General features: G+C 38.8%; 21 protein-coding genes. 7 read left to right on the top strand and 14 right to left on the bottom strand.

Features of this window, described 5'->3' with window-relative positions; translation table 11 throughout:
* Positions 1-469 precede the first annotated feature (469 nt).
* From H6F45_RS03575 to H6F45_RS03560, 4 genes are all read left to right on the top strand, one after another.
* Positions 470-1375 (top strand): polysaccharide deacetylase family protein, encoded by a 906-nt coding sequence (locus H6F45_RS03575; protein WP_190346481.1) that lies wholly within the window; start codon positions 470-472, stop codon positions 1373-1375.
* Positions 1376-1710: 335 nt separating this feature from the next.
* Positions 1711-1935, top strand: coding sequence for a hypothetical protein (locus H6F45_RS03570; RefSeq protein WP_190346480.1), 225 nt, complete (start codon positions 1711-1713; stop codon positions 1933-1935).
* Between the two features lie 47 nt (positions 1936-1982).
* A complete protein-coding gene (locus tag H6F45_RS03565; protein ID WP_190346479.1) occupies positions 1983-2450 on the top strand; it encodes a hypothetical protein in 468 nt (155 codons plus the stop codon).
* Positions 2451-2489: 39 nt separating this feature from the next.
* Positions 2490-2807 carry a hypothetical protein gene (locus H6F45_RS03560; RefSeq protein WP_096570182.1) on the top strand — a complete coding sequence of 106 codons (318 nt, stop codon included), beginning with the start codon at positions 2490-2492 and terminating at the stop codon, positions 2805-2807.
* Between the two features lie 166 nt (positions 2808-2973).
* On the opposite strand, the gene H6F45_RS03555 is transcribed toward H6F45_RS03560, so the two are convergent.
* From H6F45_RS03555 to H6F45_RS03500, 13 genes are all read right to left on the bottom strand, one after another.
* Positions 2974-7656: a glutamate synthase-related protein gene (locus tag H6F45_RS03555; protein ID WP_190346478.1), complete on the bottom strand. Its 4683-nt coding sequence runs from the start codon at positions 7654-7656 to the stop codon at positions 2974-2976.
* Between the two features lie 574 nt (positions 7657-8230).
* A complete protein-coding gene (locus tag H6F45_RS27255; protein WP_236104013.1) occupies positions 8231-8311 on the bottom strand; it encodes a transposase in 81 nt (26 codons plus the stop codon).
* Positions 8312-8885: 574 nt separating this feature from the next.
* Positions 8886-9182 (bottom strand): hypothetical protein, encoded by a 297-nt coding sequence (locus tag H6F45_RS03545; RefSeq protein ID WP_190346477.1) that lies wholly within the window; start codon positions 9180-9182, stop codon positions 8886-8888.
* A 146-nt stretch (positions 9183-9328) separates the two neighbouring features.
* Positions 9329-12523: a type I restriction endonuclease subunit R gene (locus tag H6F45_RS03540; RefSeq protein WP_190346476.1), complete on the bottom strand. Its 3195-nt coding sequence runs from the start codon at positions 12521-12523 to the stop codon at positions 9329-9331.
* Positions 12511-12813: a VapC toxin family PIN domain ribonuclease gene (locus H6F45_RS03535; RefSeq protein WP_347237704.1), complete on the bottom strand. Its 303-nt coding sequence runs from the start codon at positions 12811-12813 to the stop codon at positions 12511-12513. Before H6F45_RS03535 ends, H6F45_RS03540 begins: the two co-directional genes overlap by 13 nt.
* 6 nt (positions 12814-12819) lie before the next feature.
* Positions 12820-12993, bottom strand: coding sequence for a hypothetical protein (locus H6F45_RS27250; RefSeq protein WP_347237700.1), 174 nt, complete (start codon positions 12991-12993; stop codon positions 12820-12822).
* Between the two features lie 43 nt (positions 12994-13036).
* Positions 13037-13297 carry a plasmid stability protein gene (locus tag H6F45_RS03530; RefSeq protein WP_190346475.1) on the bottom strand — a complete coding sequence of 87 codons (261 nt, stop codon included), beginning with the start codon at positions 13295-13297 and terminating at the stop codon, positions 13037-13039.
* A 197-nt stretch (positions 13298-13494) separates the two neighbouring features.
* Positions 13495-14778: a restriction endonuclease subunit S gene (locus H6F45_RS03525; protein WP_190346474.1), complete on the bottom strand. Its 1284-nt coding sequence runs from the start codon at positions 14776-14778 to the stop codon at positions 13495-13497.
* Positions 14779-14802: 24 nt separating this feature from the next.
* Entirely contained in the window at positions 14803-15222 is a 420-nt protein-coding gene (locus H6F45_RS03520) for a type II toxin-antitoxin system VapC family toxin (protein WP_190346473.1), read from the bottom strand.
* Positions 15219-15521, bottom strand: coding sequence for a DUF2281 domain-containing protein (locus H6F45_RS03515; RefSeq protein WP_242052549.1), 303 nt, complete (start codon positions 15519-15521; stop codon positions 15219-15221). The genes H6F45_RS03520 and H6F45_RS03515 overlap by 4 nt, the downstream gene beginning before the upstream one ends.
* A gap of 68 nt (positions 15522-15589) precedes the next feature.
* Positions 15590-16288, bottom strand: coding sequence for a DUF2887 domain-containing protein (locus tag H6F45_RS03510; protein ID WP_190346472.1), 699 nt, complete (start codon positions 16286-16288; stop codon positions 15590-15592).
* Complete coding sequence (locus H6F45_RS03505; protein WP_190346471.1) at positions 16281-17897, bottom strand: class I SAM-dependent DNA methyltransferase; 1617 nt, start codon at positions 17895-17897, stop codon at positions 16281-16283. The genes H6F45_RS03510 and H6F45_RS03505 overlap by 8 nt, the downstream gene beginning before the upstream one ends.
* A 72-nt stretch (positions 17898-17969) precedes the next feature.
* Positions 17970-18275, bottom strand: coding sequence for a hypothetical protein (locus tag H6F45_RS03500; RefSeq protein WP_190346470.1), 306 nt, complete (start codon positions 18273-18275; stop codon positions 17970-17972).
* Between the two features lie 57 nt (positions 18276-18332).
* On the opposite strand from H6F45_RS03500, the gene H6F45_RS03495 reads away from it, so the two are divergent.
* Positions 18333-20279, top strand: coding sequence for a phosphodiester glycosidase family protein (locus H6F45_RS03495; RefSeq protein ID WP_190346469.1), 1947 nt, complete (start codon positions 18333-18335; stop codon positions 20277-20279).
* Between the two features lie 536 nt (positions 20280-20815).
* Positions 20816-21235 (top strand): cupin domain-containing protein, encoded by a 420-nt coding sequence (locus H6F45_RS03490; protein ID WP_096570173.1) that lies wholly within the window; start codon positions 20816-20818, stop codon positions 21233-21235.
* Here the strand turns inward: H6F45_RS03490 and H6F45_RS03485 are convergent.
* Positions 21195-21569, bottom strand: a complete 375-nt coding sequence (locus H6F45_RS03485) for a hypothetical protein (protein WP_190346468.1) — start codon at positions 21567-21569, stop codon at positions 21195-21197. The two genes, H6F45_RS03490 and H6F45_RS03485, sit on opposite strands and share 41 nt — an antisense overlap.
* On the opposite strand from H6F45_RS03485, the gene H6F45_RS03480 reads away from it, so the two are divergent.
* Positions 21561-21884: an iron-sulfur cluster assembly accessory protein gene (locus tag H6F45_RS03480; protein ID WP_187041166.1), complete on the top strand. Its 324-nt coding sequence runs from the start codon at positions 21561-21563 to the stop codon at positions 21882-21884. The genes H6F45_RS03485 and H6F45_RS03480 overlap by 9 nt on opposite strands.
* Positions 21885-22045: the final 161 nt, after the last annotated feature.

Raw genomic sequence — 22045 nt, 5'->3', positions numbered from 1 at the left:
GAAACTATGATTAGTTGTTTTTTGTCTATCTATTCGATAGATTTCTAAAAACAACAAAATCAAGTGAAAAATTTTATTTTTTCTTTTACAGGCAGGAAGAAACTTCAAGGTTAAAATATACATCTCTAGTAATGTTAATGATAGTATGTGTCCTTATTTTGGGTTAGATACTCTATTCCTCAAAGCTGGTTATGTGGAATAATTATTAATTTATTACCTGTAGTTATGGATAAAAGTAAACAAGTCATAGATTCCATACTTAAGGAAGTAACTGAATGGTAAATTTCACCGTTTGAGGCAACCAAATTCCAGTAAGTATAAATTGTCTACTTAATAATTTCTGTAATTTACCATTGTAGTTTTGATGATTACCAGTACCTAACTGAGTATCTAACATTTAGAAAAAAAATATGTTATAAACTACCGTCATCAACGTGAGCGACGGTTTAACCCTTGAAGGAGCTATGCAGTGGAAAATAATAAGTCATTTTTTTGGCCGCAGGGAATTTTGATTGTATTGCTATGTTTAACTGGTACTTTGGGTATTGGGTTAATGATGCTTGTGAGGGCAAATACCTCTAAAGCTCAAAATAACCAGCATATCAAAATCAATGAGATTGCGGCTAATACAGGCACTCAGCAGCGAATTGAGAAATTCAAAGCTGCTATGCTTACTACTTGGCAAAAAGAAGCACAAGCAAAAGGTATTATCACTGATGTACCATCACGCTTTCAAGGAGCAACAATTAAATTTGCAACCCTACCTCCAAACCAGAAAGTTATTGCCCTCACCTTTGATGATGGTCCTTGGCCAAAAAGCACTGCCCAGGTTCTAGATATTCTCAAAAAAAATAATATTCCAGGTACATTTTTCGTTGTTGGGCAAAATGTAAAAAATTATCCTGATTTAACTAGACGTATAGTTGCTGAAGGCCATTCTATTGCTAATCATACCTGGCATCATTGGTATCATCACATGAACGCCCAAGCCGCAGCCTATGAAGTTGCCAATACCACAGATATTATTTTTAAAACTACAGGGGTGAAATCCGGTTTATTTCGTCCACCTGGTGGAATTATGACTAATGGTGTCGTATCCTACGCCAGAAATAATAAGTATGCAATTATTATGTGGTCATCTGACTCTATAGACTATTCCCGTCCTGCTGTACCTAGACTTATTAACAATATATTCAAATCGGCAAAACCAGGGGGTATTGTTTTAATGCACGACGGTGGAGGCGATCGCACTCACACCGTCCAAGCCTTACCAGAAATTATCAGTAGATTCCGTAAGCAAGGCTATAAATTTGTTACTGTTCCTGAACTCTTGGAAATGCAAGATCAACAGCAACAGTTAGCTGCTATTAAATAATGGACAATTGACAATGAACAATTGACAATTACCTCTCCCTTCTAGGGAGAGGATTGAAAAAACGGAATTTTTTGATTTTTTCCCCTTGAAAGAGGAGGTTTTAAACCTTGAATGAAACAATTGTCAATTATCAATTGTCAATTATCAATTGATAAGAAGTTGCCCCTTGAGGCAGGAGAAAGGAGGCAGGAGGTAAATATTTCTCGTTTTCTCGTTCCCATACTCTGTATGGGAATGAATTTTAGAATTTTACTTTTTCATTTTTTTTCGCTGGACAAAACTATTAAATACTGTTAAAATAGATAACATAAAATCACTTTTTTAGGTGTATATTTTTGCGTCCACAAGAGATTAAGGAACAACTCAAGTCATTAATTGAGGCAGCATCAACCATAGATCCCAGTTTAGAAATTAGGTTAAAACAAATTAATCGTTGGGTTAAAGATGTTAAACCTGGTTCTTTGACTGCTAAAAAGTTTGTCCTCTTTTTCCTGCAACAGATAATTATTGATGCTAGAACTTACTTATCATTTGCCGATAGGAATTTACTTAAAATTTAATTTATAGCTTTTTAGTTGTATTTGCAGTTTGAGGATAAAGTGTCATCATGGTAAAAGAAATAGAAATTAAAAAAACAGATAATTTTACACAATACCTTGAACATTTAGAAGCAGGTAAAAGGTTACAGGAAGATTGGATAAATCATGGTATTGATTGTGTAGATTTATATTTTGAGAATATAGATAGTGATTGGTTACAAACTTGGGGAGATGATGAGGATGAACCAGGTTATATAGAAAAATTGACGGCTTTCTTAGAAAGTGATGATATAGTAGCTGTGAAGGTACGCAAGCAGTTACAGGATAAATCTATTGATGAAATTATTGCAGGTTTAGAAGATTGTTTGAGTCAATTAACAGAGAATGACAGAATTTTTGCTGCGAAGGATTTGTTAGTTGGTGGTGTTGCGGTTTTAGGAAGTAATCGCGGTTCTAGTGATGGAGGAATTGATGAAATTGAAATGTTAGATTTGGCGGAAGACTTGATGGAGAAGTTGAGGGAGATTTTGGGCTGAATAAATTTGTAAATAATACCTACAGATAAGATTTTACCAATGGATGAAGCAAAAAAACAAGCTTATTTTGAATTAATTAATAAATTGCTAAATTCTTCGAGAGGAGAAGAACCAGAAATTTTAGATAATAACAAACATCTGATAGATATAGATTTAGTGCAAACCATAAAACAGATAGCTGCTGGTATGGGAGCGCATGGAGAAGAAGATAATGCAAAGTATTTAGAGTATGATCGTGAATATCAAAAATATCAAAAATTAGCATATCAGATTTATCAAATTAAAACTTATAACCATCAATGCCCCTTTTCACATCCAGTTTACTGGGCGGCTTTCATCTGCCACGGCTTAAAATAAAACTCTCTCTTCTTCTTTCCTTCTTCCTTTGCGCCTTTGCGTGAGATATAAAAATGTAGTTCCAATCACCAAATCTTTCACTTAAAAACCAGGAGTAAGCATCATCTAAACATGACACTTACTCCCAACAACTTTAGAGTTTTCCTCCTGCAATACTGATCGCTAACTAAACAGAACTCAACTGTTTACCAGCCTTTTCAGCTTCCACATTAGCTTCTGGACTATCAGCTTCTGAAGGTGGTACAACTTGCCAGAATTTGAGTAAATACTCTGACCAGTTTTGTAAAATTAACTGCGCTTTTGGTGAACCAGTGCGATCGCTATGAGCTTTAATCAAGTCATAGAGTTGTTTCTCACCAGCTTCCGTTGCTACACGCTGGATTTTCACAATGGTCTTATTCACCAACTCAGGGAAAGAATCATCTTCATCCAAGAAGTAACCTAACCCCCCAGTCATACCAGCGCCGACGTTGCGGCCGACTTTACCCAGAACCACAACTACACCACCAGTCATATACTCGCAGCAGTGATCCCCAGCCCCTTCAATAACCGCCGTACCTTTAGAGTTACGTACCGCAAAGCGTTCACCCGCTAAACCTCTAGCGAACAACACCCCACCAGTTGCACCATATAAACAGGTATTACCCACAATCACATTTTCGGCTGAGTTGTAAGTCGCATCTGCTGGGGGTTTAATAATAATCTCCCCACCGTGCATCCCCTTACCTACATAGTCGTTAGCTTCCCCATGTAAAGTTAAGGTTAAACCAGGTAAGATAAACGCCCCAAAGCTTTGACCTACACTACCTTGGAAGTTCAAGTTAATTTGACCTTCAAAACCACTATCACCGTATTGAGAAGCAATAGCACCCGCTAACCTTGATCCTACGGTTCTATCAGTATTCACAACTTTGAAAGACTTGGTGACAGTAGATTGATTTTTGATGGTTGCTTGAATTTCTGCATCAGCTAAGAACTGATCATCTAAAACTGATCCATTGCTGTGAACTTCTTCATGTTCTAACCAGCTACGGTTGGATTTAGCATCTGGTAACTTAGTTAAACAATCTAAATTCACAGATTGGGTTTTTGTAAGCTTGACATCAGAACGCACAGTGAACAGATCCGCCCTACCAGTCAACTCGCTTAAAGAACGATATCCCAGTTTAGCTAACAGACTCCGCACTTCTTCAGCGATGAAATAGAAGAAGTTAACAACGTGATCAGGAATACCTGTAAAGCGTAGACGCAGTTCTTCTTTCTGAGTCGCTACACCCTTGGGACAGGTGTTTAAATGACACACCCGCGCCATAATGCAACCTTCGGCGATCATGGCGATAGAACCGAAACCGAATTCCTCAGCACCCATTAAAGCAGCGATCAGGACATCCCAGCCACTCTTTAAACCACCATCAACTCTTAAAATTACGCGATCGCGTAACCCATTATCCATCAACACCCGATGCACTTCTGATAATCCAAATTCCCACGGACTACCAGCGTGTTTAATAGAACTCAGAGGAGATGCACCAGTACCCCCATCATGTCCAGAAATTTGGATAATATCAGCGTTAGCTTTTGCTACACCGGCAGCAATCGTACCAATACCGATTTCCGCCACTAACTTCACAGAAACCTGAGCTTTGGGGTTAATTTGATGCAGGTCAAAAATTAACTGCGCTAAATCTTCAATTGAGTAAATATCATGATGGGGAGGGGGTGAAATCAAAGTTACACCAGGTTTAGAACGGCGCAACATGGCAATATAAGGGCTAACCTTGGGACCAGGTAACTGTCCACCTTCACCGGGTTTTGCACCTTGGGCAATTTTGATTTCGATTTGTTTAGCACTGGCTAAATATCCCGGTGTCACACCAAAACGACCAGAAGCGACTTGTTTGATGGCACTGGAAGCAGTATCACCATTTCTCAAACCGTTCAAATGGGGTAGAGTGGGTGAATGTCCGTTTTCGTCAACATCATTTAATATATTGTAACGAACTGGATCTTCCCCACCTTCACCAGAGTTAGATTTCCCACCGATGCGGTTCATAGCAATGGCTAAAGTTTCGTGTGCTTCTCTAGAAAGCGCACCTAAAGACATACCACCAGTACAGAAACGTTGAGCGATTTCGCTGACAGACTCTACTTCTTCTAAAGGAATAGATGGGCGATCGCTCGCAAAATCCAATAAATCTCTTAAAGCCGTTGCAGGTCTGCTTTTTAGATGCTGTTTATAAACTTCATAATGGTCATACTGCTTACCATCTACAGCCTTATGCAGCGCCTTCACCAGTTCCGGGCTATTACTGTGATATTCACCACCGGGACGATACTGAACAAAGCCCAAATTTTCCAACTTCTTAGCAGACAACTCTGGGAAAGCCTTACTGTGGAAAGAAAGCACTTCTTGAGCCAGTTCAGCACAACTTAAACCACCGATGCGGGAAGTAGTACCCCGGAAAGCTAAATTTAACAAATCGCCACCAATACCGATCGCCTCAAAAATTTGCGCCGCTTGATAGCTAGAAAGCAGGGAAATTCCCATTTTTGAGAGAATTTTCAACAAACCTGATTCTACAGCTTGACGATAATTAGCGATCGCCTGATCCAGAGTAATATTATTCAGCTTACCCCGTTCCCTAAACTGTTGAGTCTTAGGATCAGCCCACCAGTCACGCACCGTATCCAAAGCCATATAAGGACAAACCGCACCCGCACCATAGCCCAACAAACAAGCAAAATGGTGTGTACTCCAACATTGGGCGGTATGCACCACCAAAGAAGTCTTCATCCGCACACCTTCGCGGATCAAATAATGGTGAACTGCACCTACAGCCAACAAAGGCGGAATATAAGTCAAATCAGCACTGATACCCTTTTCACCACTTGGGGCAACCTTATCACTCAAGATCAAAATCTTCGCACCAGCCCGCACCGACTCCGCAGCTTGTTTTTGCAAAGATTCTACCGCCGCCTTCAAACCATCAGGACCTGCATCAATAGAAAACAGAGTTGATAAATCAGCAGTGCCAAAACCAGATAATTTAATCGCTTCTAACTCAGCATCAGTCAAAACAGGCGAATCTAACTTTAATCTTCTCGCGTGTTCTGGTTGCGGATCTAATAAATTACCTCTTTCTCCCAGTTCCACCGTCAAGGACATTACCAATTTTTCTCTTAACGGATCAATGGGTGGGTTTGTTACTTGGGCAAAACGCTGTTTAAAGTAGTTGTACAGCAGATGGGGTTTTTCCGATAAAACCGCCAAAGGAATATCATCACCCATAGAGAAAGTCGGTTCAGCACCAGTATTCGCCATCGGCTGAATAATCATTTCTGCATCTTCGCTAGTGTAACCAAAAGCGATCTGTTGTTGCAGTAAAGTTTGTTTATCGGGTATTTCAGAACTTTCAGTTACATAATGACCATTACCGTTACCATTTCCATTAGCTGATGGTTTTACCAAATCTGGCAACTCTTGACGGTATTTTTGCAACCAATCGCCGTAAGGATGTAACTTAGCAATACGTTGTTTAATTTCCCAGTTCTTCAAAATTTCATTGCTGTTTAAATCTACAGCAATCATTTGTCCTGGTCCGAGTCTACCTTTTTCGATAATACTCGTTTCTGGGAAATCAACTACACCCGCTTCGGAAGCAACTACGATATAGTCATCATTGGTAATGACATACCGCGCCGGTCTTAAACCATTTCTATCTAAAGTCGCACCAACTCTTTTACCATCACTGAATACCAACAGCGCCGGACCGTCCCAAGCTTCTTGTAAACCACTGTAATATTCATAGAAATCAACAATTTCAGGATGATCTTTTAAAGAAGGTTGATTTTTGTAAGCCTCTGGAACCATCATCATTAAAGCTTCCAAAGGGCTACGTCCTGAACGTACCAATAACTCTAGCACGTTATCAAGAGTCGCAGAATCACTACTTTCAGTATTTACCAGTGGTTTAAATTCTTCAGCGCGTCCTTTCCAAATCGGATGATCTAAAGTAGCTTCCCGCGCCATCATCCAGTTAATGTTACCCAACAGAGTGTTAATTTCCCCATTGTGACCTAGTAACCGCATGGGTTGAGCTAGAGGCCACTTGGGCATGGTGTTGGTACTAAAGCGACGATGATAAACAGCAAAGGCACATTTAAAAGCTGGATTTTTTAAATCTTGGTAAAAATCTCCCAATACCGCCGATCGCACCATACCTTTATAAACAATGGTACGGCTGGAAAGGGAGCAGACATAAAATTCTTCAGAAATATTTTTCGCCGCTTTCACCACACGACGACGGGTAAGATACATTTCCCGTTCTAGTTCATCACCGCTTTTATCAGCCGAAGAAAGAAAAACTTGTTCTATGTAGGGTTGGTTTTCTCTTGCTTGTATCCCCAAAACCTCTGGACGTACAGGAACTTTACGCCAACCCAGTACAGTTAAATTTTCTTCCTTTGCTACTTGTTCAAAGATTTCTTTAACTTTTTTGGCTGATTCCCCATCTTGGGGTAAGAAGATCATTCCTACAGCCATGTTACCAGTATTAGCAACTTTAAATCCTTCTTGTTGCAATAATTCCCAAGGAATCGCCGTCAAAATACCCGCCCCATCTCCAGAGTCTTGATCCGCACTACATCCACCCCGATGTTCTAAACAAGTCAGCGCATCTAAAGCTTTAGCCAAAATTTCATGGTTGGCAATATTGCAGCGATGGGCAATAAAGCCTACACCACAAGCATCCCGTTCTTCAACTAACCATCTTTGACCTTGATAAGTTGACCTATTTTCCATATTTGTCATTGTGATGTTTTGACCCTGATTCAATGATTGATGATTCATATTTTATTCCTGAAAGAATCGTGAAATTGTTGAGTTATTAATGTGACAAATGTTGCTACCGCAAAGAAAAAAATCTAAGATTTAGCGGTCGGGAAATACATAATCACTAAAAATTAAGGGAAAATTAGGGAAAAAAAATTTTAACTTGAGGTTTACATTTCTGCTCACCCATGTTAAAATGGCCGCGTTATTTTTTTAAGTGTTTATGCACCGCACTTTTAGAAGAAGTACCTTGATCTAGATAATTTGCTTTCCCTGACATTACGTTTATTACGTTTATTTAGATAGTGAAGCTTGGTGTTTTTTAATCCCCTTTTAGCCAGATATAGGCCATTTGTTCAGGATCACCATTTGGGATTTACCTGAGATTTAATTGCAAAAGAACATACCGCTATCTTTTGTCCAGCAATTTTCCTATTGCAGCAACAAGCACAGCGTATTACAAAATATAACACTATATGCCGTTATGTAAACCACTATATAAAACCTACTCAAATATACTTTGAGGTTAGTTTACTTCTTGCTTCATGTTGGTAATGTCGGCACTACCCCATTCACCACAGGCAAACACTGCCTAACTGATAGTTTTTAAGAGAATAATAACTGCGTTTAAATTCCTGTCAAATTCAAATCCACAGTTATCACACTTAAACACCCTTTCACTTAAAGAGAGAGTTTCTTTTTTTACAACACTATTTCTCTGTTTGAGAACTAGGAAACTATCTAGGGGTTGCTGAGAAAGTCTTTCCGTGAGGGCATAGGAGTCAGGAGTCAGGAGTCAGGAGTCAGGAGGAGATTTGAAAATTTCTTTGCCATCTCTTGAAATCCCAAAAAATGCACACTTTTTCCGGTATACCCTTCAAAACCCTTGCACTAATTTCTGTGTTTATCAGCCTCTAACCTTTGATATATCAAGGTTTTAGGTTTATTCAGCAAACCCTATCTATCAATAATCAATGTCACATTGGTAGGGTGCATCAGATATCAACAATTTATTGATTTACTGGATTTATGCAGTTTAAAGCACCGTAAGACATATTTTTGGTGTGACACTTGCGTAAGGTCTAAATCAGTTAGAACCCCTATTATAAACCGTTTCTCTAAAAGTGTGATTGAGATGTGTTATTGAGAACTGTGAGCGTTGGTAGTTTTAGCGGGATGATTGGTGAATGGTTTTTCAATAGATAAATAGGGAATATACATATTATCACCTTTATTGACCAAAAAAATTACAATTTTTTAAGATTCCCTGATAATTGGGGACTGGGGACTGGGGACTGGGGACTGGTGACTGGGGACTGGGGACTGGGGACAGGTGACTGGTGACTGGGGAATGGTGACTGGGGAATGGTGACTGGGGAATGGTGACTGGGGACTGGGGACTGGGGACTGGGGACTGGGGACTGGTGACTGGGGACTGGTGACTGGGGACTGGTGACTGGGGACTGGTGACTGGTGACTGGTGACTGGTGACTGGGGACAGGTGACAGGTGAATTTTAATCAGTTCTGTGTCTTGACTGTCCATCTGGGTTTGTCAACTCTCCTAGTGGACAATTTTAGTTTGTCCAGTCACTCGGTGGACAAAAATTTTGTCAGGTTGTCCAGTAGACAAATAAAGCGACTTAACCAAGATTAGCGATCGCCTGGAGTGGTAGAATACAGATAACTTTTTCAGCAAACCCTAAATAATTTAGCTTGTTCTAACACCAATTCTGTAGCCAAAGCTTGCATATCAGGAGGATAACCATACTCCCTTAATAACCTTTTTACCATGACTTTCATTCTCGCTCTGACATTTTCTTTAATATTCCAGTCAATGCTGGCGTTTTTTTGGATTCTTTGCACTAAAACAATAGCTAATTCTCGCAGTTTATCTACTCCCATGACATCCCTAGCACTGTCATTTTCAGCTAAAGCATCATAAAAAGCCAGTTCATAATTAGATAAACCTAATTCTTCCCCCCGTTGGTCGGCTTTGGTAACTTCCTTAGCTATATTAATCAGTTCTTCAATTACTTCTGCTGCACTAATAACACGGTTTTGATATTTTCTTAAAGTATTTTCTAATAATTCTTTTAAACTCCGACTTTGCACTAAATTAGTTTTTTGACGGGTTCTAATTTCATCATTGAGGAGTTTTTTCAAGAGTTCCACAGCCAGATTTTTATGTTCTAAACCTCTAATTTCTGCCATGAAACTATCAGAAAGAATGGAAATATCTGGTTTTTTAATTCCCGCCGCATCAAAAATATCTATTACTCCTTCTGATACTAATGCCTGGTCTACCACTTGTTTAATAGCTGTGGAAATATCATGATGAGAAAGTCCATTACTGTTACTATCAAATTTTTGTAATCTGGCTTTTACAGCTTGAAAAAATGATACTTGTGCAGCTACATTCATAGCTGCTGCTGAGGGAACAGCTAAAGCAAAGGCTTGAGACAGTGCAGTAACTTCTTGATTAAATCTGTCCTTACCATTTTCTAAACTTAATATATGTTCCTCAGCTTCTAAAATAATTTGCAGTTTCCGTCCAGTGTCACTGGTGAAATATTCACTATAAGCACAACCAGCCATTAATTGTTCTACTATTTCTAATTTAGTCAACATTAAATTAATAGCCGCTTCTTGGTCTAATGTAGGTTCTCCCTTGCCTCCACTTTCTGCATAAAAAGCTAGGGCTTCTCTCAAGTCATTTCCTATTCCTAAATAGTCAACTATTAACCCCCCTGGTTTATCTAAATAAACACGGTTTACCCTGGCTATGGCTTGCATGAGGTTATGACCTTTCATGGGTTTGTCAATGTAGAGGGTATGCAAACAGGGGGCATCAAACCCGGTTAACCACATATCACAGACTATTACTAGCTGTAGTGAGTCCTGGGGGTCTTTGAGTCTGCCAGCTAAAATACTCCGTTCTCGTTTGCTGGTGTGGTGTTTAGCCATTTCTGCACCATCACTAGCACCGGCAGTCATGACTACTTTTATTGTTCCCTGGTCCAGTTGGTTACTCCCCCACTCAGGACGTAGGTTAATTATTTCTTGGTAGAGTTGCACGGCAATAGCACGGCTAAAGGTAACTATCATACCTTTACCAAAAAATACCTGTTGCCTGGTTTCAAAGTGTTGGATGATATCTTGGGCAATGGTTTCTAGTCTTTGGGTTGCACCGATGACAGCTTCTAATTTGGTGCGTTGGGCTTTGGCTTGTTGGACGTTTTCACCTTCTCCTAGTCCTTCTAAGTCTTCGTCTAGTTCTGCTAATAATTGTTTTCCGGTTTCGTCTAGGTCTATTTTTACCAGTCGGCTTTCGTAGTAAATAGGAACTGTTGCCCCGTCTGTGACGGCTTGGGCAATATCATAAATGTCTATGTAGTCTCCAAAGACGGCGGGGGTATTTTGATCTGTTTTTTCTACTGGTGTCCCCGTAAAACCGACAAAGGTAGCATTAGGTAAGGCATCACGGATATATTTAGCGAAACCATAGCGGGTTTGTTTACCAATAATTACGCCATTTTCATCTTTGATATCAATTTCTCTGGCTTTGAAACCGTACTGGCTACGGTGTGCCTCATCTGCTAAAACAACGATGTTAGCACGGGGGGAAATGAGGGGATAAATAGTTTCTCCCTCTTGGGGTGAGAATTTCTGCACTGTGGTAAAAACGATACCACCGGAGGCGACGTTTAAAAGTTCTTGTACCTGTTGGCGGTTTTCTGCTTGTTGGGGTTCTTGTCTCAGGAGTTGACGGGATGCTGCAAAGGTATCAAATAATTGGTCGTCTAGGTCGTTACGGTCGGTTAATACGATGATGGTAGGGTTATCTAGGGTTAAAACCAGTTTTCCAGTTAAGAATACCATTGATAAAGATTTACCACTGCCTTGGGTATGCCACAGTACGCCACCTTTTCTAGTTTGATGATAATTATTTTCTGGTGATAATTCCTGAGTTATTTCTACGGGTTGGTTTACAGCTTGAATGACTCTATCAACGGCTTTGTTTACGGCGTAATATTGATGATATGCTGCTATTTTTTTAATGGTTTTGATGGTGGTAATTTTGGTTTGGGGGTGTTCTTGTTTGGTTTTTTCAAATACGGTAAAGTGACGAATAAAATCTAATAATGTGGTTTTATTACATAGTCCTTTAATTACGGTTTCTATTTCAATTTCTTTTCCTGCTTGGGGTTCGTTTTTTTCAGAAAGTTTCCACTTCAAAAACCGGGAGAAGTCAGCAGATAATGAACCTACACGGGCTTCTAAACCGTCGGCAATTATTAAGAAAGCGTTATAGGTAAATAAGCTGGGGATTTCGGCTTTATATGTTCCGAGTTGATTAAATGCTTTTTCTATGGTGGCTTTTTCGTCTGTGGGGTTTTTTAGTTCTATGACTACTAGGGGTAAGCCGTTAATGAATAATATAATATCTGGACGGCAGTTATGGTTATTTTCAATGATGGTAAATTGATTAACTGCTAAAAATTCGTTATTTTCTGGGGTTTGAAAATCAATTAACCAGACTTTATCACCTCTGGTAATTCCGTCTAATTGATATTCTATATCTATTCCTTCTGTCAGGTATTTATGGAAGGTTTCGTTATTATTAATTAGGTCGGGACTGCTAATGGTGGTAATGATGCGTTGTGCTTGTTCTCTGGCTTCTAGGGGGATGTGGGGGTTAATGGTGTTAATGGCATGGGTGAGGCGGTTTTTGAGGATGACATCATCATATTTTTGGCGTTCTAACTGGCGTTCTGGGTTGTCGCTGTCAGGGGCAATAGTAGCAGCGTGTATATAAGCATAGCCAATATTTTGTAATAGTTCTATGGTGTATTCTTCGGTTTTATCTTCGTTTAGTTTGTCCATATATCCCAAGGGTTAATAATGTTAATTTGGCATTCTCTAAAGTCTTCAACATTACGAGTAGCAATTTCGGCATTATTGGCTAAACAAATAGCAGCAATTTGAGCATCAGCTTGAGAAATAGGTCTACCAATTTTCTTTCTATGTGCAGCAATTTCTGCAAAACATACAGCCGCTTTCTCTTCAAAGGGGAGAATTTTTTCAGCAAAATCTTCAATAAACATAGCCTGGGCGGTTTCTTTCAAGGCTTGACTACGTTTACCATCCGGTAGAATAGCAATACCATAGAGAATTTCTGCTTAGGTAATGGTGGTAATAAATAGTTTTTCTCTCGGTTGTGTAGCCACCCAATTTTTTACTCTTTTTGAACCTTGGGTATTCATTAGTTCTGAGAGTACATTAGTATCGAGAACTATTTTCATATTTCTGTTGTAAGCTGTTGTGCATTTAATTTGTATAAGTGGAACAGGCATCTTGCCTGTTAAACAAGAGTTCAGAACATTAGGATTATACAATTTAGCTGTGTAACAGCTTATTAAAATTGGGTGGTGTTCTAATAGGTTCTCTGTTAATTTCTGGTAATTGAAATTCTCCCAATTTTGCAAAGCGGTTTTCAATGGCATCTGTTAAGTTAATTTGCGGTGTTTTTTCTGGTATTAATACACTTTGCAGGATGGCTTTTATTTCTGCTTCTATGGTATTTCCGTTTTGGGCTGCACGTTGTTCTAAAAGTTTGGTAATATCTGGTTCTAGTTGGTGAATGGTAATTTCAGTCATGATTCAGGTTTTAAGTAGGTTATTTCAATTATAATTTGATTTTTACATGATGTCTCTATGGCGTTATTGTTTATTAGTTTGTAGGTTGGGTAGAACGCAGTGAAACCCAACAAGTGCTTATATCAATTTTGGGTAAATGTTGGGTTTCGTTCCATGCTTCGCAACGCTAACGCGAACAACCCAACCTACAATTATTTTTATTCTTTAATTCTGATTTCTCCACTCATTAATTTTGGTAGGAGTGCATCACGGGTTTTTGTTAATGTTTGGATTTGTTGATTATTGTTTTCAATTTTTTGTAAAAAATCTAATTGAATTTTAGAGAATTGGTTGACTGGTGAATTGGAAGATATAAGTATTGGAAAATCAAGTAAATAATTTATTTTCATGTTTGGGCGTGTTGAAGTTTCATTATTAATCATGCTGATATAATCAAAATATCTTTTACTTCTTAGAAAGCCATAAATATATGGTGGATAATAATCTTCTTTTATTTTGATTCTGATTAAACCGTTATTATAGACAGCATTAATATCGTCAACAATAAACTTATTCAAACCAAGAATGCTAGTACGAGTAATTAAAATATCATTCTTGCATAACTTAAACTGCTGGTAATTACTATCTGAAATTTCACAAAATCCCCAATCATAATAAGGTTTATTATTGCTTAAATCTCCAATTCGTAAACATTTAATACCAGTATCTTTATCTACTATAGGAGCTTTTTGTATAGCATCTGCACCTGTATTAGCTTTTTTTACAACATCCCCCAACTTCCCAACCTTCCAACCTGCGGGAATATCGCCTAATTCAGAAGGAGACATTGCACCCCCAGAGGACTTGTAAGGTTTACCCTCTTCATTGGGAAATTCAAAATCAATAAACCAATGCTTAAATAGGGTTTGTGCTATCTTTTCTAGGGTTTCGTTTTGTCGTCTGAGGTTGTCTATTTTGGCATCTAAACAAGATAAAACAGCCACTATTCTTTTTTGTTCTTCTATTGGTGGCTTAATTAAAATAGTTTTTCCTATTTCTTCTCTATTTATTTTTGGGATTCCTGTACGAGCTTGAAAAGAAATGGCTTGGATTAAAAAAAACTCTGAAAGCAAATAATAAAATAGAAAAAACTTATCAAATGAGGAATTTTTAGGACGTACTGGATAAATATCTGCACTACAAGTTCCTTCAAATAAAGGAAGTGAAACTTTATTAAAATAGGGGCGAATTTTAGAATATAAAATATCCTCTTCTGTGAAGTGGTAATTTCCACTTGAGATCCGAAGTTCTTTATTTGTTTTAAGTTCTAAAAGCCTTCCTGAATTGGGTGTGATATTTTCAGATCCAATATGCAACATATCAGCATAAGGATTTTTATTTGGATTAACCTGTCCTTTTTTTATCTCAATCTCATCATCAAATTTTACAAGCTCCCAATCTTTAGGAATTAAACCTATTTCTGTTTCTTTCCACTCACTCATAATTAACACCCCACCTTTACTAAATCAACTAAACCAGTTTTCTATTTGCAAACCATCAAAATCTTGAAAATCTGCCACATTATTAGTTACCAAAATCAAATCATTCGTCACCGCAATAGAGGCAATTTGACCATCAATAAAAGCCGGACTTTTACCAACCTTAGATAACCTTACTCTCTCCTGTGCGTGATATTGTGCGACTTGGAGAGTATAATCAAATAAAGGCAATTGTGCTAAAATTACATTATTTATATAATCCTCTATATCTTGACGTTTTTTAGACACAGGCAGACGTAAACAACCATATAACATCTCATGGATAACTACGGAAGCTGTGGCTGTTTCTTGTCTATATAACCTGAGCTTTGCCATTACCTTCTCATTCGGTAGAGGGCGTTTAGCCTCCGATAAAATATTAGTATCTAGTAAATACTTGAGACTCATAAATTAACCTCTCTACCTGGTGACTTATCCCGTAAATTCTCAAAAGTATCATCATCAATACTTTCTAAATCCACCCTTTGTCTAAAGTCTTGTAAAGCTGACCAAAAATCATTAACCTCTTGAGTCTCTGTTAAAACTTCTTGATTCCCAGATATAGCGACTGGTATTTTAGCTGATAATTTATACTTGAGAAATTGAATAAAATCTAAAACCTCCTGTTGTTTATCTGTGGGTAAATCTCGCAAATTTTCTAAAACTGCTTGTTCCAGAGTCATAATTTTACCTCTACTACTTTGCATAACTTGAACCTCTGATATGAATAATTAAATTAAGGGTTTAGCACTGCTAAACCCCTATAATAAATCAATTAATCTTGCAATTGACTTAACCAAATCTGTACATCTTGTAAACTGGTAAAATCTAACAACGCTTCACCCAGATTTTCTAAATTAGTCAAAGATAACTTAGCAATATTATTTATTACTTCCTCCGGTAATTCTCCAAACCGTTTAGTTAACAGTCGAATGACTAAATTTAAAGCAGTTTCCTGTCTTCCTTCTTCTCGTCCTTCCTGTCTTCCTTCTTCTCGTCCTTCTTGCTTAATTTCTTGGTAAGCGCGACTTCTTTCTAATGATATTCCCAACATGACTTGAACCTCCCGTAAAGTCAGATTTTCAAACCTATACATCATTATTGTAGTAATCATTTCTAAAATCATCTCATTTGATGAATTTTCTTGATTACTTCTTGTTAATAAATACCTAGCTGCTGCTGGTGCTTGACTTTCTTTTAAGGTCGTCAGTACCATTAACCCTACCCATACAGGTAATTGTTGAATATCTCCCAATTCATCTAAATATATTCTATGAACTTGTTCGCTATTTAGCAATCCACGATGGGGGTAAATATCACTTTGTTCTATATTGCGAGATGGATATATTATAACTCCTTGCCAGTCACTAAATCTAGAACGGTTACGGTAGAAATATAAATGAGATTCTGCAAATACTCTCTTGTAGGAAAGGGGTAAAAGGGGGGTTAGGTCTATCTTATATTTTTTAATCAATTCTAAACCCCACCTTGGCTAACTGTTCCTTAATCTCCTTATCTAAATCTTCCCCCTCTCGCATTTGTTCCCCCAACTCCAGCGTTAATTTCTCCATCAATTCCTGAAATGATTCTCCATCCTCCACAACATCAGGTATTCCCACATACCGCCCCGGTGTTAACACAAAATTATGTTTTTTGATATCCTCAATAGTTGCTGACTTACAAAAACCTTTGATATCTTGATAATTCCCCTTCTCCAGTTTCCATTGATGGTAAGTATCAGCAATTTTATTAATATCATTATCAATTAAAATCCGATTCCGGCGATTTATCATTTCTCCCATTTCGGAAGCATCAATAAATAACACCTCACCCTTTCGACTGCGGTTTTTATTCCCATTCTGTTTAACATTTTTATAACGACTAATAAACCACAAACAAGCCGGAATCCCAGTATTATAAAATAACTGAGTTGGTAACATGACAATACAATCTACTAAGTCAGCTTCTACTAATTTCTGTCTAATATCTCCCTCTCCTCCAGTATTGGAAGATAACGAACCATTGGACAACACAAAACCAGCACTTCCTGTAGGTGCTAAATGATAAATAAAATGCTGTACCCAAGCAAAGTTAGCATTACCTACGGGGGGTTTACCATATACCCAGCGTCCATCATTTTGTAATAATTCCCCTCCCCAGTCACTATCATTAAAGGGAGGGTTAGCTAAGATAAAATCGGCTTTTAAATCTGGATGAGCATTATTTAAAAATGACCCCTCATTATTCCATCTAATTTGAGAAGTATCTATCCCCCGAATTGCCAAATTCATCTTACATAAACGCCAGGTGGTTTCGTTGCTTTCTTGTCCATAAATAGAAATATTATCAACCTTTCCCTGGTGTGCTTCGATAAATTTCTCACTCCAAACAAACATTCCCCCCGAACCACAGCAAGGGTCAAATACTCTCCCAGAATAGGGTTCTATCATTATTACTAATAATTTAACAATACTTTCTGGGGTGTAAAATTGTCCTCCCTTGCGTCCTTCTAATAAGGCAAATTCTCCTAAGAAATATTCATAAACTTGTCCTAAAACATCACCTTTTAGTTTGGCTGCATTCTGTTCTAAGTCTAAATCTAGTTGTTCAACATTGCTTTTTTCATCTTTAACTAATTTACAACTACCAATTAAATCTATTAAACTTCCTAGTGAGGCTTTATCTAATTTCTGTTGTGCGTAAACTTTCGGTAAAATTCCTTTTAATTGGGTGTTTTCTGTTTCAATGGTAATCATTGCCTCATCTACAAATTTACCAATTTCTGGCTGTTTAGCTTTAGCTTGTAAATAAGACCATCTAGTATTTTCTGGGACAAAAAACACATTTTCGGCTATATATTCATCTTTATCTTCTGGATCTGCACCTGCATAGATTCCTTCACCCTCTATTAATTTTTGGTGTAATTCCTCAAAGGAATCGGAAATATATTTTAAGAAGATTAACCCTAAAACAACGTGCTTGTATTCGGCAGCGTCCATGTTCTTCCGTAGCTTGTCCGCCGACTTCCACAGCTTTTGTTCTAAGGTTTCGTTATCGGTTTTAGTGGTTTTTACTTTAGCCATGAGTGAATAAATATAAAATTAAAGGTAGATTAATCTGTAATACTCGTAAAAGTGCTTATTTGGGACAATGGACTAATTTAAACTGGTTTGTATAAATATATCAAGGAAAATAGCAAAATTTTTGCTGATATTTGGATCTAGGATTTTAACCAGTGGGGACTGGGGACTGGTGACTGGTGACTGGGGACTGGGGACTGGGGACTGGTGACAGGTGACAGGTGACTGGTGACAGGTGACAGGTGACTGGTGACTGGTGACTGGTGACTGGTGACAGGTGACAGGTGACTGGTGACTGGTGACTGGTGACTGGTGACAGGTGACAGGTGACTGGTGACTGGTGACTGGTGACTGGTGACTGGTGACTGGGTAAAAACTCAATTCTTGCTACTCCCTGTTCCCTATTCCCTATTCCCCCAAAACTGACAAATAGTAAAAATGCTCATGATCGAAATGAACAAACTGCGATTTTTCCTCTACTCTGTGTCTTCAATGCTAGTAACAGCACTTAGTTTACTTATTGCTGATACTACTAACGCTCAACTATCTCCCATCCGTTCTCAATCTCTCCCCCTGATGATTTCTCAACTACCAACACCATTATCAGGTAATCAAATTTTTCTCAATGGTAAAAATTTACCAGGTGCTTGGATACAACAACCAGGAACGTCGGGAACTGTAAGCACTTATGTTAGTGATGCTGCACTCAGGCAATTAATAGGCATAGATTTATTAAATACCACGAATCCTGAATTGCAACCAATAGAGTGGTTTTCTGCATCATCTTCCACCCTCAAAGCTAAATTTTCTCCTGGATATCGTTATTTAGATATTTCTAATTTTGCCCAAACCAACGGCTGGCAAATCCAAGTTAACGGAAATCAGCTAGTAATTTCTACCCCTCCGGCGAAAATCAATAATATTCGTCAGGGGAAAAGACCTACAGGCGATCGCCTAGTCTTTGATTTAGATCGTCCCACACCTTGGAAAGCTGCACCAGGTCAAATCATTAGAAAATCAGCAGATCCCAAAAATCTCAGTTCTACACCTCCAGCACCACCCAACCGAGAATGGATCATCACCCTAGATAGTACGGCTGATAATAGCTTAATTCAACGTTATCCACCCCAACCCCCAACCACACCACCAGACCAAAGAAAACAACTACCAACCACACCAGACCCGGACGCACTGATCCAAAAAGTAGAAACAGTAAATAATCAAACTAATAATCAAACTAATAATCAAACTAGGATTACTCTCAGTATTCCCTTTGGTTCATCTCCCCGCATTACTACCCTAGCTAACCCTAATCGTTTACTCGTTGACATTATCCCAGATGCTTTAGTAACAAAGGATATTACCTGGAATCAGGGATTACGCTGGCAACAAAGATTTATAAATGTAGGTCAGGATAGGTTTCCCGTCGTTTGGCTAGAAATTAACCCCCGTCAAGCTGGGTTAACTTTAAAACCAATATCTTCTAGTCTGGACAGTCAAACAGGTATAGCACCCTTAATCCAAACAGCACAACGGGATTTAGCAGTAGCAGGAATTAATGGTGGTTATTTTAACCGCAATAATAAATTACCACTAGGGGCAGTTAAAAGAGACAATCAATGGTTATCAGGACCCATACTTAATAGAGGTGCGATCGCCTGGAATAACAACGGAGAATTTTATTTTGGTCGTCTCACTTTAAACGAAACTTTAAACACCAGTAATAACCAAACCCTACCCATACTCTTCCTAAACAGTGCCTACGTACAAAACGGCATCGCTCGTTATACACCCACCTGGGGACAAACTTACACACCCCTACTAGATAACGAAATTATCCTCACAGTTCAAAATAACCAAATCACCAACCAAACACCAGGAGGTAAAGCAGGTGTCACCCCTGTTCCCATCCCCAAAGACGGCTACCTCCTCACTTTACGGGGTACTGCTACCAGCAACGCCGCAAAATTATCTATTGGCACAAAAGTTAACATTACCAGTTCCACTAACTCTGCTAACTTTAACCGTTACCCCCACATTATCGGCGCAGGTCCGCTTTTAATCCAAAACCGCCAAATAGTCCTCGATGCTCAAAGTGAGAAATTTAGCAACGCCTTTATCATCGAAAGAGCCGCCCGCAGTGCCATTTGTACCACCAGTACAGGTAATTTAATCATAGCAGCAGTCCACAACCGCGCCGGAGGACTAGGACCCACCCTAGCAGAACACGCCCAACTAATGCAGGTCATGGGATGTGTTAACGCCCTCAACCTCGACGGCGGCAGTTCCACAAGTTTATACTTGGGAGGGCAATTACTCGACCGTTCACCAAATACAGCCGCCCGTGTTCATAACGGTATAGGTATCTTTATTAACCATAGGTAAACGGTCAATCCCACGTAAAAAATGCAAAATTTTCAATAATATTTCTGAATAGATATTATTAAGTTTTGCATTTACATATTGTCGCAGGATAATAAACTTGTTCATATTTAGGGCTTGCTGAATAAAGATGAAAAGATTACAGGTAAAGGGTCTTAGCCTGCTGGAACTTAAAAAAGTGCGAGCTTTTACGAGGTAGAAACTTAAAAACCTTGCATTTAATTCTTACTCAAAGGAAAAATCGTTCCCATCCAACTCTTGAAACTGTCACCTGTCACCTGTCACCTGTCACCTGTCATCACGACAAGACTTTTTCAGCAAGCCCTATTTAAAGTTGAGAATAAGTTAATATTTCATTCATGAAGAATTAATGTAGAAAGCTGATTTTGAATAATTAAGGAGTACTTGATCGGAGTTATTTTTGCTATGGTAATAACAGTGAAATTAATGGATTAATTTTATTTCTTAAAAAGTTCATTAAATTTTTTCACTAAATATTAAGAATCTTAAAATTTTGTACATTGTACAACGAGGTCATTATGGCTCAACTTACTGAAAAAGTCACAAATAATACACTATCTTTAAGTGCAAGCATTAGCACAAAAGGAATAGCAGCCAGTGAAATGCGTCCTTGGGGTTCGTTTACAGTTTTAGAAGAAGGTAAAGGTTATAAAATTAAACGTATTGAAGTTAAACCAGGACATCGCCTCAGTTTGCAAATGCACCATCACCGCAGTGAACACTGGATAGTTGTTTCCGGTACTGCTAAAGTCGTGTGTGGTGAGAGTGAAATTTTACTCAGTAACAATCAATCAACCTACGTACCACAATGTACAGTTCATCGTTTAGAAAATCCGGGTGTTATTCCCTTGGTTTTGATAGAAGTTCAAAACGGCGAATATTTAGGAGAAGATGATATTATTCGCTACCAAGATGACTACGCTCGTAGTGATAAGTGACTGGTGACTGGTGACTGGTGACTGGTGACTGGTGACTGGTGACTGGTGACTGGGGACTGGGGACTGGTGACTGGTGACTGGTGACTGGGGACTGGGGACTGGGGACTGGTGACTGGTGACTGGTGACTGGTGACTGGTGACTGGTGACTGGTGACTGGTGACTGGTGACTTGTGACTGGTGACTGGTGACTGGTGACTGGTGACTGGTGACTGGTGACTGGGTAAAAACTAAATTCTTACTATTCCCTGCTCCCTGCCCCCTGCCCCCTGCTCCCTGAACTCCTGTAATATTGAATATGGATTTTCCGATTGCTACAAAAATTCCATGATTCAATTAAGTCCAGCAGCTACCAATGAGATGGAGCGATTAAAATCCAAACAACAGCCAAATATCTTGTTTCGCTTGCAGGTGAAACCAGGTGGCTGTTCGGGTTGGTTATACGATATTTCCTTTGATGAAGCGGTTAAAGTTGAAGATCAGGTTTTTGACGTTAACAATATTCAATTAGTCATAGACAAAGAAAGCATAAAATATATTAACGGTTTGACCCTGGACTATTCAGAGGATCTTATGGGTGGAGGTTTTCGCTTCTACAACCCCATAGCCATTTCTACCTGTAGCTGTGGTAATTCTTTTTCTATTTCATAGGTGATTGGTGACTGGGAATAAATATGCTTCTTTATCCTGACTCCTGACTCCTGACTCCTGACTCCTGACTCCTGACTCCTGACTCCTGACTCCTGACTCCTGACTCCTGACTCCTGACTCCTGACTCCTGACTCCTGACTCCTGACTCCTGACTCCTGACT

Source organism: Sphaerospermopsis sp. FACHB-1194 (assembly GCF_014696235.1).
Classification (GTDB): Bacteria; Cyanobacteriota; Cyanobacteriia; order Cyanobacteriales; family Nostocaceae; genus Sphaerospermopsis; species Sphaerospermopsis kisseleviana.
The sequence above is the reverse complement of the archived record's forward strand: the minus strand, read 5'-3'. Positions and strand labels throughout refer to the sequence as shown.